We start from the raw sequence: 13,742 nt of genomic DNA on the forward strand, positions 1-13,742 counted from the left end.
GAATGAAGAGAGGGCGAAGCGCATGGCGCCCGCCCTCCCTTTATGAGCATATCGCGGTTGCGATGCCTCAGGCCTCAGCGGCTTCCTTGGCAGGAAGGATCACCGAACCACCAGCCTTCTCGACTGCGGCAACAGCGCTCTTCGAAGCACCGGCAACGTTGAACTCGACCTTCTCGGTCAGTTCACCCTTGGCGAGGAGGCGCACGCCGTCCTTACCGCCACGGGCCAGGCCGGCTGCCTGGAGAACAGCGTGGTCGACGACGCCCGAGATGTCGAGCTTGCCGGCTTCGATCGCCTTCTGGATCATGCCGAGGTTCACTTCAGCGTAGTCCTTGGCGAACTTCTTGTTGCTGAAGCCGCGCTTCGGGAGACGCATGTGAAGCGGCATCTGGCCGCCTTCAAAGCCATTGATCGAGACGCCCGAACGAGCCTTGGCACCCTTCTGGCCGCGGCCAGCAGTCTTGCCCTTGCCCGAACCGATGCCACGGCCGACGCGGATACGACGATGACGGGCGCCATCGTTGTCGCGGATTTCGTTCAACTTCATAGTCTGCACTCGCTTTCGCTTTTGGTCGCGCTAATGGGAAGGCGGCCCCATAGGCGAACCGGCCGGCCTTGTCACCCCTGAATCCGCGATGTCGCGGCTTCAGCTGCCCCGCATGCGAATCACCAGCTTCGCATCGCCCGGCATCGTTCGCCCTTCGGCGTTGCGTGCGGGCTTCCAATGCAGTTGCTCCCGGCCGAGCCGGCAAATGTCGGCGTCGAACGCCGTCGAAACGGTTTTTGGCTCAAAACTGCAAGATTTGATCTTGCCCTTGGCATCGATGGCGAACTTCAACTCGTGCCGCGTCATCGTGTCCTTGTTGAACACGGTACCGTAGGTGTCGCCCAGCTTGGCCAGTTCTGCGTTGAAGGCCGCCTTGTTGCCGTCCGGAAGCGCCGGCTCTTCCGCAAGCGCGTTATATTCCTGCTCCGTTACCAGCGACTTCATCCGAAGAACCAAGGCAGTCCAGGACAGCGCCCGCGCGATCTGCATCGGCGAATCGCGATCGACCAGGGCCTGGCACTGGGCACCCGACGGACTGGCATGCTGCGACAGCAGGAATCGCGCGGCCGCCTCGCGGCGATAGGCGATGGCCCAGGCGAGCGGAGTCATGCCGAAGAGATCGGGCGAATCGATCGTCGTCAGTCCGTCCAGCGCGTCGCCGGTTGCATCAGCAGTGGGCGCCTCCAGCAGCTTGCGAAGCACAGCGACATTCCCCCGGCGAGCAGCGTCGGCCAGTGTCGGGCTTTCCGACAAAGGCCCGAGGTTCGCATAGCCATAGTCGCGCCCGTTACGCTTCACGACCTTCCTCTCCGCCGTCTTGCCCGAAGCTGCGGCATCCGCGGGCTTTGCACTTGCGCCCTTCTTGTCGGCCTTTACCGGCTTGGAGTCTTTGACGGCCTGGTCCGACTTGCCTTCGCCCTCAACCGCCGGAACCACGCGGCAGACGTCACGATAGGGATAGGCATCATCGGCGATTAGCGTCTCGTTGAAGGTACGTGCGAAATCTCCAAGGGGATCCTCGCCCTCTTCGCCGGCACCCTCGGTGCCCGTGGCGATCGGGATGGGAGCCGGCGTGGGCAGCGCATCATCGCCGAAATACGTCACGACGCGCGCCATGCGGGGCGAAAGACCGCCGCGAAGCACGCATTGGGCCCCAAACTCAGTCGTGTCGATGCCGTCCAGCGTGACCGCAGCGACAAGACGAAAATCCCCGGAAGCGACCGCCTTGTGCGCTTCTGCAACGGGATCGGCCTGTCCAGTGGCTAGCAACGCCTTCAACGCCTTATCCGCAAGCCGGTCACGCTCGAGCGTCGCCGGATCCGCGAGCGGATCGTTACAGGCCGGTTCGGCAGCCGGGCTTTCCTGCACATAGGTTTCGCCGTTGTCGCTCGGTTCGCTGCCCTCGCATCCGGAAACGGCGAGAGCGGCCAGGCACAAGGATGAGGCCGCGATGGTCCTGCGAAGCAATGTATCCCCCGGGGAAATCCAAATCCCGCCGCGCTTAGCACAAGTCAGGACCGATTGGGGAGCCGGACACGCAGCCACACACAGATTTCGCGCGAGCGCGTCTAGCCTCGCCCTTTCCATAGCCCCCCAGCGCCCTGCCCTTCGCCAAAACCAGAAAGGCCCCGGTGTTTCCACCGAGGCCTTTCCGAATATCGTGCCTGAGGCAAGTCGATCAGTCGACCACCGCAACCATGTGCGGCAGCTTCGCGATCGCACCACGGACTTCCGGGGTGTCTTCGCGTTCGACGACCTTGTGCATCTTGCCGAGGCCAAGACCGATGAGGATCTTCTTCTGGCTCTCGGGGCGACGGATCGGCGAACCGATCTGCTTGATCTTGATCTTCGCCATGAGACTTACTCCACGATGGCTTCGGCAGCGGCTTCAGCCTCTGCCTCGGTGGCACCACCGCGACCAAGCAGGTCAGCGACCTTCTTGCCACGACGCTGTGCAACCGACTTCGGCGAAGTCTGGTTGACAAGCGCGTCGAAGGTAGCGCGGATCATGTTGTACGGGTTCGAGGTACCGACCGACTTGGTCACGACGTCGTGGACGCCGAGGCTCTCGAACACGGCGCGCATCGGGCCACCGGCGATGATGCCGGTACCGGCCGGAGCCGAACGCACATTCACCTTGCCGGCGCCGAAGTGGCCCCGACCGTCATGGTGAAGCGTGCGGCCTTCCTTCAGCGCCACGCGGACCATCTTCTTCTTTGCAGAAGCAGTGGCCTTCGTGATTGCCTCGGGGACTTCGCGAGCCTTGGCATGGCCAAAGCCTACGCGGCCCTTGCCGTCACCCACGACGACCAGTGCTGCGAAGCCGAAGCGCTTGCCGCCCTTGACCGTCTTCGAAACGCGGTTGATGTGGACGAGCTTTTCAATCAGCTCTTCGCCCTGCTCTTCCTCGTTCCGGCCACCACGGCGGTCGTCGCGACGGCCACGGCCGCCACGCTCACCGCGTTCGCCACGGCCACGGCCACGGCCACGACCTTCACGAGTCTCCTGCGCGTCGCCACCCTGGGGGTGCTCGGCCGCGATCGGTGCTTCGTTGATGTTTTCGTCAGCCATGATCAGAACTCCAGCCCGCCTTCACGGGCGGCTTCGGCCAGCGCCTTGACGCGGCCATGGAAGAGGAAACCGCCACGATCGAACACGACCGAGGTGATGCCCGCCTTCTTGGCGGCCTCGGCGAGTTCCTTGCCCACGCGGACTGCGGCATCCGTATCGGTGCCCTTGGCGCCAAGCGTGTTGGCTGCAGCCACGGTGTGACCCTGCGCGTCGTCGATGATCTGCGCATAGATGTGACGGCCGGTGCGGTGCACCGACAGACGGGGACGACCACCCGCACGGGCCTTGAGGGCGGTGCGGACGCGCCGGCGACGGCGCTCGAAAAGGGAAAGCTTGGCCATTACTTCTTCTTCCCTTCCTTGCGGAAGATGAATTCGCCGCGGTACTTGATGCCCTTGCCCTTGTAAGGCTCGGGCTTGCGCCAGCGACGGATTTCGGCCGCGAGTTGGCCGACCTTCTGCTTGTCGACGCCAGAGATCTCGACCGTGGTGTTGTCCGGGGTCTTGACCTCGATGCCTTCCGGCACAGCGATGTCAACGTCGTGCGAGTAGCCGAGCTGCAGCTTCAGGTTCTTGCCCTGAGCTGCTGCTCGGTAGCCGACGCCCTTGATCTCGAGGACCTTGGAGAAGCCGTTGGTAACGCCTTCCACCAGGTTCGAGACGAGGGTGCGCTGCATGCCCCAGTGGCTGCGGGCAGCCTTGGTCTGGTTGGCGGGCTGAACGGCAATCGAACCGTCCTCGACCGCGTAGGTCACGAGGTCGGACAGACCCATGGTGAGAACGCCCTTGGGCCCCTTCACCGTGAGGACACCGTTATCGATGGCGGCAGTGACCCCGCCAGGGATCACAACCGGCTTCTTGCCGATGCGGCTCATTAGAACACCTCCGCCAGCACTTCGCCGCCGACGTTCTGCGAACGTGCTTCGGCATCCGAGAGCACGCCCTTGGGCGTCGAGACGATGGTGATGCCGAGACCGTTGCGCACCACAGGGAGTTCCTTGGAACCCGAGTAGACGCGGCGGCCAGGCTTGGAGACGCGAGCGATGTGCTTGATGGCGGGCTCGCCTTCGAAGTACTTCAGCTCGATGCGAAGCTGCGGGTGTGCGCCGGTTGCGTCGTCGCTGAAGCCACGGATGTAGCCTTCGCGCTGAAGCACTTCGAGCACACGGGCACGAAGCTTGGAAGCCGGCGAGAGGACGGTGTCCTTCTTTGCCTGCTGTCCGTTGCGGATGCGGGTGAGCATATCACCCAGGGGATCGGTCATAGCCATTGCTTCGTACCCTTACCAGCTCGACTTGGTCACGCCGGGGATCATGCCCTTGTTGGCAAGATCGCGCAGCTCGACGCGGCACAGACCGAACTTGCGGTAGTAACCGCGCGGACGACCGGTGGTCGCACAACGGTTACGAACCCGGGTGGGGTTACCGTTGCGCGGGATCTCGGCCAGCTTCAGGCGGGCGATGAGGCGCTCGGTTTCGTCGAGCGATTCGTCATCGGCCACTGCCTTCAGGCGCGCGTACTTGCCTGCATACTTCTTAACGAGCTGCTTGCGGCGCTCGTTCTTGTTCACGGAACTCAGTTTCGCCATGGACTTAAGCTCTCTTCCTCAGCGGCGGCTCACGCCGCTTCCTTCTGTTCCGACTCTTCAGCCGGGAACGGGAAACCGAACAGACGAAGCAGCTCGCGCGCTTCCTCGTCGGTCTTCGCGGTGGTGGTGACGATGATGTCCATGCCACGCACCTTCTCGATCTTGTCGTAGCTGATCTCCGGGAAGATGATCTGCTCCTTGAGACCCATCGCGTAGTTGCCGCGGCCGTCGAACGACTTCGGGTTCAGACCACGGAAGTCGCGAATGCGGGGCATTGCGATGGTGACGAGACGATCGAGAAACTCGTACATGCGCTCACGACGCAGCGTTACCTTGCAGCCGATCGGCATGCCTTCACGCAGCTTGAACTGCGCGATCGACTTGCGAGCCTTGGTAACGACGGGCTTCTGACCGGCGATGGCTTCCATCTCGGCAGCGGCAGTCTGGACCTTCTTCTTGTCCTGGCTGGCCTCGCCGACGCCCATGTTGAGCGTGATCTTCTCGATCTTCGGCACTTCCATCACGTTCTTGTAACCGAACTTCTCGGTCATCGCCTTCGCGATTTCAGCGTCGTACTTCGAGCGCAGACGCGGAGTATACTTCTCAGCCATCGATGGTCTCCCCGGACTTCACGGCCACGCGGACCTTCTTGCCGTCCTTGGTTTCGAAGCGAACGCGCGTCGGCTTGCCGTCCTTGTCGGCAACAGCAATCTTGCTGATAGCCATCGGGGCCGGAATGCGCTCGATGCCGCCCTGCGGGTTCTGCTGGGTCGGCTTGCGGTGACGGGTTGCGACGTTCACGCCTTCAACCACGACCTTGCCGTCCTTCGGGAGAACCTGAAGCACGGTGCCGGTGCGGCCCTTGTCCTTGCCGGACAGGACGACGACGGCGTCACCCTTCTTGATCTTCGAAGCAGCCATTACAGCACCTCCGGAGCGAGCGAGATGATCTTCATGAAGCCCTTGCCGCGCAGCTCGCGAACGACGGGGCCAAAGATACGAGTGCCGATCGGCTCCTCGTTCTTGTTGATGAGCACCGCCGCGTTGCTGTCGAAGCGGATAACGCTACCGTCTGCACGACGGACGTCCTTACGGGTACGCACGATCACCGCACGGTGAACGTCGCCCTTCTTGACGCGAGCGCGGGGCTGCGCCTCCTTCACCGACACCACGATGATGTCGCCGACGCCTGCGAAACGACGCTTGGAGCCACCCAGTACCTTGATGCACTGGACGCGCTTTGCGCCGCTGTTGTCCGCGACGTCGAGATTGGATTGCATCTGGATCATCGATCCGAGTCCTTCTCAACTGGCTTGCCGGAACAAGTCCGGCAGTTCCTAAAAAGACAGGCCCACGAGGGGCCCGAGTCGCCCCGACGGGCGAAGTGCGGCCATTTGCCGCATTCACCCGCGAAGGTCAACACTCTTGTCCGGCCTTGAGGCCGAGGTCCTTAGACCTCGGCTTCGAGTGCCGTACCCTTGCTCGCCTGAAGACGGTCAAGAACCTTCCAGGTCTTGGTCTTCGAGAAGGGCTTCGTCTCCTCGATCCGGACGCGTTCGCCGGTCTTGAAGGCGTTATCTTCGTCGTGAGCGTGGTACTTCTTCGAGCGACGGATGATCTTCCCGTAGAGGGGGTGCTTCACCTTGCGCTCGACCAGTACGGTCACGGTCTTGTCGGTCTTGTCGGAAACGACGGTCCCGATCAGAATACGCTTGGGCATCGTGTTTCCTCCTTAGGCCTGCGCCGAACGCTCGGCCTGGAGCGTCTTGATGCGGGCGATGTCACGACGCACCTGCTTGATACGCGCAGGCGCTTCAAGCTGGCTGGTCGCGGCCTGGAACCGCAGGTTGAACTGTTCGCGCTTCAAGTCGGCGAGGTCAGCAGTCAGCTGATCGTCGGTCTTGGCACGAAAGTCTTCGATCTTGTTTGCCATGATTCGACTTCCTTACTCGCCGCCAAGGTGCGAGGTGTCGCCGAGGCGAGCCACGACCTTGGTCTTGATCGGCAGCTTCATCGCAGCGCGGCTGAAAGCCTCGGCTGCGAGCGGGCCAGCGACGCCGTCCAGTTCGAACAGGATACGGCCGGGCTTGACGCGGGCCGCCCAGTATTCGACCGAACCCTTGCCCTTACCCTGACGGACTTCAGCAGGCTTCTTCGAAACCGGCACGTCGGGGAAGACGCGGATCCAGAGACGACCCTGGCGCTTGATGTGACGCGTGATCGCGCGGCGAGCCGCTTCGATCTGGCGGGCGGTGATCCGCTCCGGCTCGAGGGCCTTGAGGCCGTACGAGCCGAAGTTCAGGTCGGTGCCACCCTTGGCATCACCCTTGATCCGGCCCTTGAAGGCCTTGCGGAACTTGGTCTTCTTCGGTTGCAGCATGACTCTTAGTTCCTGCGGTCATCGCGTGCCGGACGCACGCCGGAGGTCTGCGCCTCCATCATCAGGCGGTCCTGCGCCATCGGGTCGTGGCCAAGGATTTCGCCCTTGAAGATCCAGACCTTGATGCCGATGATGCCATAGGCGGTCAGCGCCTCGGCTTCGGCATAGTCGATGTTGGCACGCAGAGTGTGAAGCGGCACGCGGCCTTCACGGTACCATTCAGTACGCGCGATTTCCGCACCGCCAAGACGACCACCACAGGTGATCTTGATGCCTTCGGCGCCAAGACGAAGGGCCGACTGAACGGCGCGCTTCATCGCACGGCGGAAGGCAACACGGCGGATCAGCTGATCGGCAATGCCCTGAGCGACGAGCTTCGAATCGATTTCCGGCTTGCGGATTTCGACGATGTTCAGCTTCACTTCGCTCGAAGTCATCTTCGCAAGCTGCTTGCGCAGCTTCTCGATGTCCGCACCCTTCTTGCCGATGATCACACCGGGGCGGGCTGCGTAGATCGAGATGCGGCACAGCTTGGCCGGACGCTCGATGACCACCTTCGAAACCGCAGCCTGGGGCACGGTGTCAATGATGAACTTGCGGATCTTGAGGTCTTCCTCAAGCAGCTTGCCGTAGTCCCGGCCTTCCGCAAACCAGCGGCTGTCCCAGGTACGGTTGATCTGCAGACGCAGACCGATCGGATTGCTCTTATGACCCATGGATCAGGCCTCCTCGACTTCGCGAACGACGATCCGCAGGCGCGAAAACGGCTTGAGGATGCGGGTGGACTTGCCGCGACCACGAGCGTGGAAGCGCTTCATGGTGATCGACTTGCCGACCGACGCCTCGGCGACGACCAGAGCGTCGACGTCGAGGTTGTGGTTGTTCTCCGCGTTCGCGATTGCCGAAGCAAGGATCTTGCGAGCGTCCTGAGCCATCGCCTTCTTGGAGAAAGTCAGGATGTTCATCGCGTCCTCGGCCTTGCGGCCACGGATCAGGGCGGCGACGAGATTGAGCTTCTGGGCGGAACCACGGATGGTGGTGCCGACCGCAAGAGCTTCCTTCTCGCCAACGCGGCGGGGTGCTGCCTGCTTGCTCATTAGCGCTTGCCCTTCTTGTCGGCGGCGTGGCCGGGGAACGTGCGCGTAGGCGCGAATTCACCGAGCTTGTGACCGACCATGTCCTCGTTCACCGAAACCGGGATGAACTTGTGACCGTTGTAGACCGAGAAGGTCAGACCAACGAACTGCGGGAGAATGGTGGAGCGACGCGACCAGGTCTTGATCGGACCAGCGCGGTTGCCGGCATCCTGCGCGACCTCGGCCTTCTTGAGAAGGTACAGGTCGACGAAGGGGCCTTTCCAGACGGAACGTGCCATCGTGTCTTACCTCTTCTTCTTGGCGTGGCGCGAACGGATGATCATCTTGTCCGTCTGCTTGTTGTTGCGAGTGCGAGCACCCTTGGTCGGCTTGCCCCACGGAGTGACCGGGTGACGGCCGCCCGAGGTACGGCCTTCACCACCGCCGTGCGGGTGGTCGACCGGGTTCTTGGCAACACCGCGGGTCAGCGGACGACGGCCCAGCCAACGACCGCGACCGGCCTTGGCGAGGGTCTGGTTGGCGTTGTCGGGGTTCGACACGGCGCCAACGGTGCCCATGCAATCGCCACGCAGGTAGCGCTGCTCGCCCGAGTTCAGACGAACGATGACCATGCCGCGGTCACGACCGACGACCTGAACGTACGTGCCTGCCGAACGAGCGATCTGGCCGCCCTTGCCGGGCTTCATCTCGACGTTGTGGCAGATCGTGCCGACCGGCATCTGCGACAGGAGCATGGCGTTGCCAGGCTTCACGTCGGTCTTTTCGCCGGCAACAACGACATCGCCAACGGCGAGGCGCTGCGGCGCGATGATGTAGGTCAGTTCACCGTCGGTGTACTTCACGAGCGCGATGAAGGCGGTGCGGTTGGGATCGTACTCGATCCGCTCCACGGTCGCTTCCATGTCCCACTTACGACGCTTGAAGTCGATGAAGCGGTACTTCTGCTTGTGACCACCGGCGATGCCACGCGAGGTGACATGACCCTTGTTGTTGCGGCCGCCGGTCTTGCTCTTGCCTTCGGTCAGCGCCTTGAGGGGCTTGCCCTTCCAGAGCGACGACTTGTCGACGAGGACCAGGCCGCGGCGGGCGGGGCTGGTCGGGTTGTACTTCTTAAGTGCCATCGGATCAGCCCCGCACGCCTTCGGTGATGTCAATCGACTGGCCTTCGGCCAGCGTGACGATCGCCTTCTTCACGTCGCTGCGACGGTAAGCCTTACCGCGCCAGCGCTTGGTCTTGCCCTTGACGACCAGCGTGTTCACGCCGGTGACCTTGACGTCGAACAGTGCTTCGACGGCGGCCTTGATTTCGGGCTTGGTCGCCTTGTCAGCCACCTTAAAAACGACCGCGTTCTGCTCGGAAAGCAGGGTCGACTTCTCGGTGATGTGCGGCGAGAGGATCACGTCGTAATGACGGATGTCCACGTTGCTCTTAGCCATTGAAACGCGCCTCCAGCTTCTCGACCGCGGCGCGCGTCAACACCAGCGTATCATGCTTCAGGATGTCGTAGACATTGGCGCCGACAGCCGGAAGCACATTGACGCCGATGATGTTGCGGGCAGCCAGGGCGAAGCCCTCGTTGACCTGCTCACCGTCCATGACGAGAACCTTCTTGCCGAAGTTCGCCTTAGCGAGCTGACCGGCAAGCACCTTGGTCTTGGCATCAGCCACGTCGAGCGAGTCGACGATCACGAGGCCGTTCTGAGCCTTGGCCGAAAGGGCCATCTTCAGACCGAGTGCACGGATCTTCTTGTTCAGCGAGATGTTGAACTCGCGGCGACGAGCACCGTGAGCCTTACCACCGCCGATGAACACCGGAGCCGCACGGTCGCCGTGACGGGCAGTACCGCCGCCCTTCTGGCGACCGAACTTCTTGCCGGTGCGCGCGACTTCCGAGCGCTCGCGGGTCGCACGGGCGATGCCGCGGCGATTTTCGAGCTGCCAGGTGACGACGCGGTGCAGGATGTCAGCGCGCGGCTCGAGGCCGAACACGTCGTCCGAAAGCTCGATGTCGGCGTTAGCGGCCGAACCGTCGATATTGAGGACCTGAACCTTCATGATTAGCCCTCCTGGCCTTCGGTCGCTTCGGGAGCCGCGGCTTCAGCCGGGGTCACGGCAGCGGCCGTATCATTGGTGTTGCTGGCCGACTTGATGCCAGCGGGGTACGGAGCCTCGGCGTGACGGTCGACCTTGACGGCGTCCGAAACGGTGAGCCAGGCGTTCTTCGAACCCGGGACCGAGCCCTTGACGAAGATCAGGCCACGCTCGTCGTCCACGCGGACGACTTCGAGGTTCTGCTGGGTGCGCTGACGGTCGCCCATGTGGCCGGCCATCTTCTTGTTCTTGAACACCTTGCCCGGATCCTGACGGTTACCCGTCGAACCGTGGGCACGGTGCGAGATCGACACACCGTGGGTGGCGCGCATACCGCCGAAGCCCCAGCGCTTCATCGCACCCTGGAAGCCCTTGCCCTGGGTGTGGCCGCCTACGTCGACCAGCTGGCCGGGCACGAAGTGCGAGGCTGCGATCGTGGCGCCGACTTCCAGAAGGGCGTCGTCGGCGACGCGGAATTCCGCGACGCGCATCTTGAGGGGAACCTGAGCCTTGGCGAAATGTTCGCGCTGCGGCTTGGCAACGTTCTTCTGCTTTGCTTCGCCCGCACCGAGCTGAACCGCGACGTAGCCGTCGCGATCAGCAGTACGGACCGAAACCACCTGACAGTCTTCAAGTGCCAGGACAGTGACGGGCACGTGGCGACCGTCCTCCTGGAACAGGCGGGTCATCCCGACTTTCTTGGCGATCACGCCTGTACGCATGACCTTTCTCCTTACAGAGGCGCACGCAGGACCATCCCTCGTGCGCGTGTCCAACCCTATTTGTGATACGAACCCCGTCCGGGTCAGGTGTTCCCTGCATGCCCATCAAGGACAGCGGAAACGAGACGGGGGACGCATTCCCGACACTGCCCGAAGGCGGCGGCGGAGGTATCCCTTGTGTCCCCTTACGGGGCGCTGTCTCTGCGGGTTTCTCCCCGCAAAGCCGGCCTGCTGGCCGACAAGGACAATTTGGATCCGAAGATCCGAATTTCGCCTCGATCGTTTAAAGTCCGATCGGAAAGGACTTTCGGGGCAACCTTTCGGTTACCCCGCAAACCGGCTTAGGCCAGCTTGATCTCGACGTTCACGCCGGCAGCAAGGTCCAGCTTCATCAGAGCATCGACGGTAGCTGCGTTCGGCTGCACGATATCAAGCAGGCGCTTGTAGGTGCGGACTTCGAACTGCTCACGCGACTTCTTGTCGATGTGCGGACCACGGTTGACCGTGAACTTCTCGATCTTCGTCGGCAAGGGAATGGGCCCACGAATCAGAGCGCCGGTGCGGCGAGCCGTGTCAGCGATTTCGCCAGTGGCCTGGTCGAGCACGCGATGGTCAAACGCCTTGAGGCGGATACGGATGTTCTGAGCTTCCATTACCTACTACCGATGAGAAAGAGCCAAAGGGCCGAAGCCCCGTCAAATTCGAACCGCGCCACTACACGTTGATGCCGAGTCGGGCAAGCCCTGATTTCACCAAGTGCGGCAGGTTCCCGGGGGTCGCCGATGCAGTTCATCGCATCCCCTCTTCCCTGCCCCCGATCAGCATCCTACCTTGGCATGGCGACGCCTAACAGAAGGCGCTTTCAATGCCCTCCACTACCACGATAATTTCCCGCGCACTTGCCGCGCTAACACTTGCATGTCTGACACCCGAGCCCGCCGTAGCCGGCAATTCCCCCTACGGCCGCAACCAGACGGGAGTTCCGATCGACCTCGACGATACCGACGTGCTCACCGCTCACGCCGCCATGCCCGATGCCGGGAGTGACCCCGTGGACGACGCATGCCGTGAGGCTGCCCGCGCCAGCAATGGCGGCAATGACGGCACGATCGTTGTCTGCTCACATAACGGCGACGGCACGAACCAGCGCGTCCCGGCGTCGAAATCCGTCGACGAAAGCACGCGCACGGGCGCAGCGTACCCGCCAGACCTCTGGGACCTGCCCGGCTGCCTAGGCCCCTGCATCACCATACCGTTCGGCCGCGTGCCGGCGCCCGTTTACTACATCGACCTCGCGTCCATTCCCGAAGCACCCAAGGGCTCGGATGCATGGAAGATCGCACAGGGCGATTTGCGGGCCCGATAAAACTGCAAGCCGCGCTTTGCGCCCTTTAAATCCATTTGGCTCCATGAACGTGAAAAGCCCGGCGCCTCTCTCGAGACGCCGGGCCAATCACGTTAGCCGAAGCCGATCAGCGAATTACTTCGTGATCGTGGCAACGACGCCCGAACCGACGGTGCGGCCGCCTTCGCGGATTGCGAAGCGGAGACCTTCGTCCATGGCGATCGGAGCGATCAGCTTCACGGTCAGCGAAACGTTGTCGCCCGGCATGACCATCTCGGTGCCCTCGGGAAGGATCACTTCGCCGGTCACGTCGGTGGTGCGGAAGTAGAACTGCGGACGGTAGTTGGCGAAGAACGGCGTGTGACGGCCGCCTTCGTCCTTCGACAGAACGTAGACTTCAGCCGAGAACTCGGTGTGCGGGGTCACGGTGCCCGGCTTGGCGAGAACCTGGCCACGCTCAACGTCGTCGCGCTTCAGGCCACGAACCAGTGCACCGATGTTGTCGCCGGCTTCACCCTGGTCGAGCAGCTTGCGGAACATTTCGACGCCGGTGACGGTGGTCTTCTGCGTGTCGCGGATACCAACGACTTCGACTTCTTCACCAACCTTGACGATGCCGGTTTCGACGCGGCCGGTAACAACCGTACCACGACCCGAGATCGAGAACACGTCTTCGACGGGCATCAGGAATGCCTTGTCGGTGGGACGCGGGGGCTGCGGGATGAAGTCGTCGACTGCCTTCATCAGCTCAAGGATCTTTTCCTTGCCGATGTTGTCGTCGCGGCCTTCAAGGGCGGCCAGAGCCGAACCCATGACGATCGGAATGTTGTCGCCGTCGAAGTCGTACGACGAGAGCAGTTCACGAACTTCCAGCTCGACGAGCTCGAGGAGTTCCGGATCGTCGACCTGGTCGACCTTGTTCATGAACACGACAAGCTGCGGCACGCCGACCTGGCGGGCAAGCAGGATGTGCTCGCGGGTCTGCGGCATCGGGCCGTCAGCAGCGTTCACAACCAGGATCGCGCCGTCCATCTGGGCGGCACCGGTGATCATGTTCTTCACGTAGTCAGCGTGACCCGGGCAGTCGACGTGTGCGTAGTGACGGGCTTCCGTCTCGTACTCAACGTGAGCGGTCGAGATGGTGATGCCGCGCTCGCGCTCTTCCGGAGCCTTGTCGATGTTGGCGAAGTCAACGGCTTCACCGCCGAAAGCTTCCGACATGACCTTGGTGATGGCGGCCGTCAGGGTCGTCTTGCCGTGGTCGACGTGACCGATGGTGCCAATGTTGCAGTGCGGCTTGTTCCGCTCGAATTTTGCCTTCGCCATTGTTCAAACCTTCTTTTCGCTTGAAATCGAATCTGCGGGAATGGACGGCGCCCGCTGAAACAGGCGCCGCCCGTA

The 13,742-nt window shown here is 62.6% G+C and carries 24 protein-coding genes; 1 reads left to right on the forward strand and 23 read right to left on the reverse strand.

Annotation, left to right across the window (positions count from 1 at the left end):
• Window positions 1-67 precede the first annotated feature (67 nt).
• From rplO to rpsJ, 22 genes are all read right to left on the reverse strand, one after another.
• Window positions 68-547, reverse strand: coding sequence for a 50S ribosomal protein L15 (rplO, locus tag AB4Z00_RS13155; RefSeq protein ID WP_314464550.1), 480 nt, complete (start codon window positions 545-547; stop codon window positions 68-70).
• A gap of 99 nt (window positions 548-646) precedes the next feature.
• Window positions 647-1,915: a hypothetical protein gene (locus AB4Z00_RS13160; protein WP_442046281.1), complete on the reverse strand. Its 1,269-nt coding sequence runs from the start codon at window positions 1,913-1,915 to the stop codon at window positions 647-649.
• Between the two features lie 310 nt (window positions 1,916-2,225).
• Window positions 2,226-2,402, reverse strand: a complete 177-nt coding sequence (gene rpmD / locus AB4Z00_RS13165; protein WP_132263804.1) for a 50S ribosomal protein L30 — start codon at window positions 2,400-2,402, stop codon at window positions 2,226-2,228.
• Window positions 2,403-2,407: 5 nt separating this feature from the next.
• Complete coding sequence (gene rpsE / locus AB4Z00_RS13170; RefSeq protein ID WP_132263806.1) at window positions 2,408-3,118, reverse strand: 30S ribosomal protein S5; 711 nt, start codon at window positions 3,116-3,118, stop codon at window positions 2,408-2,410.
• A 2-nt stretch (window positions 3,119-3,120) separates the two neighbouring features.
• A complete protein-coding gene (gene rplR / locus AB4Z00_RS13175) occupies window positions 3,121-3,459 on the reverse strand; it encodes a 50S ribosomal protein L18 (RefSeq protein ID WP_086490045.1) in 339 nt (112 codons plus the stop codon).
• Complete coding sequence (gene rplF, locus AB4Z00_RS13180; RefSeq protein ID WP_132263808.1) at window positions 3,459-3,992, reverse strand: 50S ribosomal protein L6; 534 nt, start codon at window positions 3,990-3,992, stop codon at window positions 3,459-3,461. The genes rplR and rplF overlap by 1 nt, the downstream gene beginning before the upstream one ends.
• Entirely contained in the window at window positions 3,992-4,387 is a 396-nt protein-coding gene (gene rpsH, locus AB4Z00_RS13185; protein ID WP_132263809.1) for a 30S ribosomal protein S8, read from the reverse strand. The genes rplF and rpsH overlap by 1 nt, the downstream gene beginning before the upstream one ends.
• Before the next feature lie 12 nt (window positions 4,388-4,399).
• The gene (rpsN, locus tag AB4Z00_RS13190; protein ID WP_132263811.1) at window positions 4,400-4,705 is read right to left on the reverse strand and encodes a 30S ribosomal protein S14; all 306 of its coding nucleotides are present in this window, start codon (window positions 4,703-4,705) and stop codon (window positions 4,400-4,402) included.
• 29 nt (window positions 4,706-4,734) lie between these two features.
• On the reverse strand, window positions 4,735-5,316 hold the full coding sequence (gene rplE / locus AB4Z00_RS13195) for a 50S ribosomal protein L5 (protein ID WP_021233434.1): 582 nt from the start codon (window positions 5,314-5,316) through the stop codon (window positions 4,735-4,737).
• A complete protein-coding gene (gene rplX, locus AB4Z00_RS13200; protein ID WP_054440323.1) occupies window positions 5,309-5,626 on the reverse strand; it encodes a 50S ribosomal protein L24 in 318 nt (105 codons plus the stop codon). Before rplX ends, rplE begins: the two co-directional genes overlap by 8 nt.
• A complete protein-coding gene (gene rplN, locus AB4Z00_RS13205; protein WP_054440322.1) occupies window positions 5,626-5,994 on the reverse strand; it encodes a 50S ribosomal protein L14 in 369 nt (122 codons plus the stop codon). The genes rplX and rplN overlap by 1 nt, the downstream gene beginning before the upstream one ends.
• Window positions 5,995-6,155: 161 nt before the next feature.
• Window positions 6,156-6,425 carry a 30S ribosomal protein S17 gene (rpsQ, locus tag AB4Z00_RS13210; protein WP_021233437.1) on the reverse strand — a complete coding sequence of 90 codons (270 nt, stop codon included), beginning with the start codon at window positions 6,423-6,425 and terminating at the stop codon, window positions 6,156-6,158.
• Window positions 6,426-6,437: 12 nt separating this feature from the next.
• Window positions 6,438-6,638, reverse strand: a complete 201-nt coding sequence (gene rpmC, locus AB4Z00_RS13215; RefSeq protein WP_132263813.1) for a 50S ribosomal protein L29 — start codon at window positions 6,636-6,638, stop codon at window positions 6,438-6,440.
• Between the two features lie 12 nt (window positions 6,639-6,650).
• Window positions 6,651-7,085, reverse strand: a complete 435-nt coding sequence (rplP, locus tag AB4Z00_RS13220) for a 50S ribosomal protein L16 (RefSeq protein WP_021233439.1) — start codon at window positions 7,083-7,085, stop codon at window positions 6,651-6,653.
• Between the two features lie 5 nt (window positions 7,086-7,090).
• Complete coding sequence (gene rpsC, locus AB4Z00_RS13225; RefSeq protein ID WP_132263815.1) at window positions 7,091-7,801, reverse strand: 30S ribosomal protein S3; 711 nt, start codon at window positions 7,799-7,801, stop codon at window positions 7,091-7,093.
• A 3-nt stretch (window positions 7,802-7,804) separates the two neighbouring features.
• A complete protein-coding gene (gene rplV / locus AB4Z00_RS13230) occupies window positions 7,805-8,182 on the reverse strand; it encodes a 50S ribosomal protein L22 (protein ID WP_132263817.1) in 378 nt (125 codons plus the stop codon).
• Entirely contained in the window at window positions 8,182-8,460 is a 279-nt protein-coding gene (rpsS, locus tag AB4Z00_RS13235) for a 30S ribosomal protein S19 (RefSeq protein WP_054440312.1), read from the reverse strand. Before rpsS ends, rplV begins: the two co-directional genes overlap by 1 nt.
• A gap of 6 nt (window positions 8,461-8,466) precedes the next feature.
• Entirely contained in the window at window positions 8,467-9,303 is an 837-nt protein-coding gene (gene rplB, locus AB4Z00_RS13240; RefSeq protein ID WP_132263819.1) for a 50S ribosomal protein L2, read from the reverse strand.
• Window positions 9,304-9,307: 4 nt separating this feature from the next.
• Complete coding sequence (locus AB4Z00_RS13245; RefSeq protein ID WP_086490055.1) at window positions 9,308-9,619, reverse strand: 50S ribosomal protein L23; 312 nt, start codon at window positions 9,617-9,619, stop codon at window positions 9,308-9,310.
• The gene (gene rplD / locus AB4Z00_RS13250) at window positions 9,612-10,238 is read right to left on the reverse strand and encodes a 50S ribosomal protein L4 (RefSeq protein ID WP_132263821.1); all 627 of its coding nucleotides are present in this window, start codon (window positions 10,236-10,238) and stop codon (window positions 9,612-9,614) included. Before rplD ends, AB4Z00_RS13245 begins: the two co-directional genes overlap by 8 nt.
• A gap of 2 nt (window positions 10,239-10,240) precedes the next feature.
• Window positions 10,241-10,996 (reverse strand): 50S ribosomal protein L3, encoded by a 756-nt coding sequence (gene rplC / locus AB4Z00_RS13255; protein WP_132263823.1) that lies wholly within the window; start codon window positions 10,994-10,996, stop codon window positions 10,241-10,243.
• 341 nt (window positions 10,997-11,337) lie between these two features.
• Window positions 11,338-11,649, reverse strand: coding sequence for a 30S ribosomal protein S10 (rpsJ, locus tag AB4Z00_RS13260; protein ID WP_007011873.1), 312 nt, complete (start codon window positions 11,647-11,649; stop codon window positions 11,338-11,340).
• A gap of 212 nt (window positions 11,650-11,861) precedes the next feature.
• Here rpsJ and AB4Z00_RS13265 point away from each other — a divergent pair, with 212 nt between their 5' ends.
• Window positions 11,862-12,362 (forward strand): hypothetical protein, encoded by a 501-nt coding sequence (locus AB4Z00_RS13265; protein WP_442046282.1) that lies wholly within the window; start codon window positions 11,862-11,864, stop codon window positions 12,360-12,362.
• Window positions 12,363-12,476: 114 nt separating this feature from the next.
• Here the strand turns inward: AB4Z00_RS13265 and tuf are convergent, their stop codons facing one another.
• On the reverse strand, window positions 12,477-13,667 hold the full coding sequence (gene tuf / locus AB4Z00_RS13270) for an elongation factor Tu (RefSeq protein ID WP_132263826.1): 1,191 nt from the start codon (window positions 13,665-13,667) through the stop codon (window positions 12,477-12,479).
• Between the last annotated feature and the right edge of the window lie 75 nt (window positions 13,668-13,742).

The organism is Novosphingobium sp. YAF33 (assembly GCF_052113265.1).
Lineage (GTDB): Bacteria > Pseudomonadota > Alphaproteobacteria > Sphingomonadales > Sphingomonadaceae > Novosphingobium.

Bases quoted from the DNA above. Each gene is read 5' to 3' on its own strand.
- rplO (WP_314464550.1), bottom strand. From the start codon at position 547: ATGAAGTTGAACGAAATCCGCGACAACGATGGCGCCCGTCATCGTCGT.
- rpmD (WP_132263804.1), bottom strand. From the start codon at position 2,402: ATGGCGAAGATCAAGATCAAGCAGATCGGTTCGCCGATCCGTCGCCCC.
- rpsE (WP_132263806.1), bottom strand. From the start codon at position 3,118: ATGGCTGACGAAAACATCAACGAAGCACCGATCGCGGCCGAGCACCCC.
- rplR (WP_086490045.1), bottom strand. From the start codon at position 3,459: ATGGCCAAGCTTTCCCTTTTCGAGCGCCGTCGCCGGCGCGTCCGCACC.
- rplF (WP_132263808.1), bottom strand. From the start codon at position 3,992: ATGAGCCGCATCGGCAAGAAGCCGGTTGTGATCCCTGGCGGGGTCACT.
- rpsH (WP_132263809.1), bottom strand. From the start codon at position 4,387: ATGGCTATGACCGATCCCCTGGGTGATATGCTCACCCGCATCCGCAAC.
- rpsN (WP_132263811.1), bottom strand. From the start codon at position 4,705: ATGGCGAAACTGAGTTCCGTGAACAAGAACGAGCGCCGCAAGCAGCTC.
- rplE (WP_021233434.1), bottom strand. From the start codon at position 5,316: ATGGCTGAGAAGTATACTCCGCGTCTGCGCTCGAAGTACGACGCTGAA.
- rplX (WP_054440323.1), bottom strand. From the start codon at position 5,626: ATGGCTGCTTCGAAGATCAAGAAGGGTGACGCCGTCGTCGTCCTGTCC.
- rplN (WP_054440322.1), bottom strand. From the start codon at position 5,994: ATGATCCAGATGCAATCCAATCTCGACGTCGCGGACAACAGCGGCGCA.
- rpsQ (WP_021233437.1), bottom strand. From the start codon at position 6,425: ATGCCCAAGCGTATTCTGATCGGGACCGTCGTTTCCGACAAGACCGAC.
- rpmC (WP_132263813.1), bottom strand. From the start codon at position 6,638: ATGGCAAACAAGATCGAAGACTTTCGTGCCAAGACCGACGATCAGCTG.
- rplP (WP_021233439.1), bottom strand. From the start codon at position 7,085: ATGCTGCAACCGAAGAAGACCAAGTTCCGCAAGGCCTTCAAGGGCCGG.
- rpsC (WP_132263815.1), bottom strand. From the start codon at position 7,801: ATGGGTCATAAGAGCAATCCGATCGGTCTGCGTCTGCAGATCAACCGT.
- rplV (WP_132263817.1), bottom strand. From the start codon at position 8,182: ATGAGCAAGCAGGCAGCACCCCGCCGCGTTGGCGAGAAGGAAGCTCTT.
- rpsS (WP_054440312.1), bottom strand. From the start codon at position 8,460: ATGGCACGTTCCGTCTGGAAAGGCCCCTTCGTCGACCTGTACCTTCTC.
- rplB (WP_132263819.1), bottom strand. From the start codon at position 9,303: ATGGCACTTAAGAAGTACAACCCGACCAGCCCCGCCCGCCGCGGCCTG.
- AB4Z00_RS13245 (WP_086490055.1), bottom strand. From the start codon at position 9,619: ATGGCTAAGAGCAACGTGGACATCCGTCATTACGACGTGATCCTCTCG.
- rplD (WP_132263821.1), bottom strand. From the start codon at position 10,238: ATGAAGGTTCAGGTCCTCAATATCGACGGTTCGGCCGCTAACGCCGAC.
- rplC (WP_132263823.1), bottom strand. From the start codon at position 10,996: ATGCGTACAGGCGTGATCGCCAAGAAAGTCGGGATGACCCGCCTGTTC.
- rpsJ (WP_007011873.1), bottom strand. From the start codon at position 11,649: ATGGAAGCTCAGAACATCCGTATCCGCCTCAAGGCGTTTGACCATCGC.
- AB4Z00_RS13265 (WP_442046282.1), top strand. From the start codon at position 11,862: ATGCCCTCCACTACCACGATAATTTCCCGCGCACTTGCCGCGCTAACA.
- tuf (WP_132263826.1), bottom strand. From the start codon at position 13,667: ATGGCGAAGGCAAAATTCGAGCGGAACAAGCCGCACTGCAACATTGGC.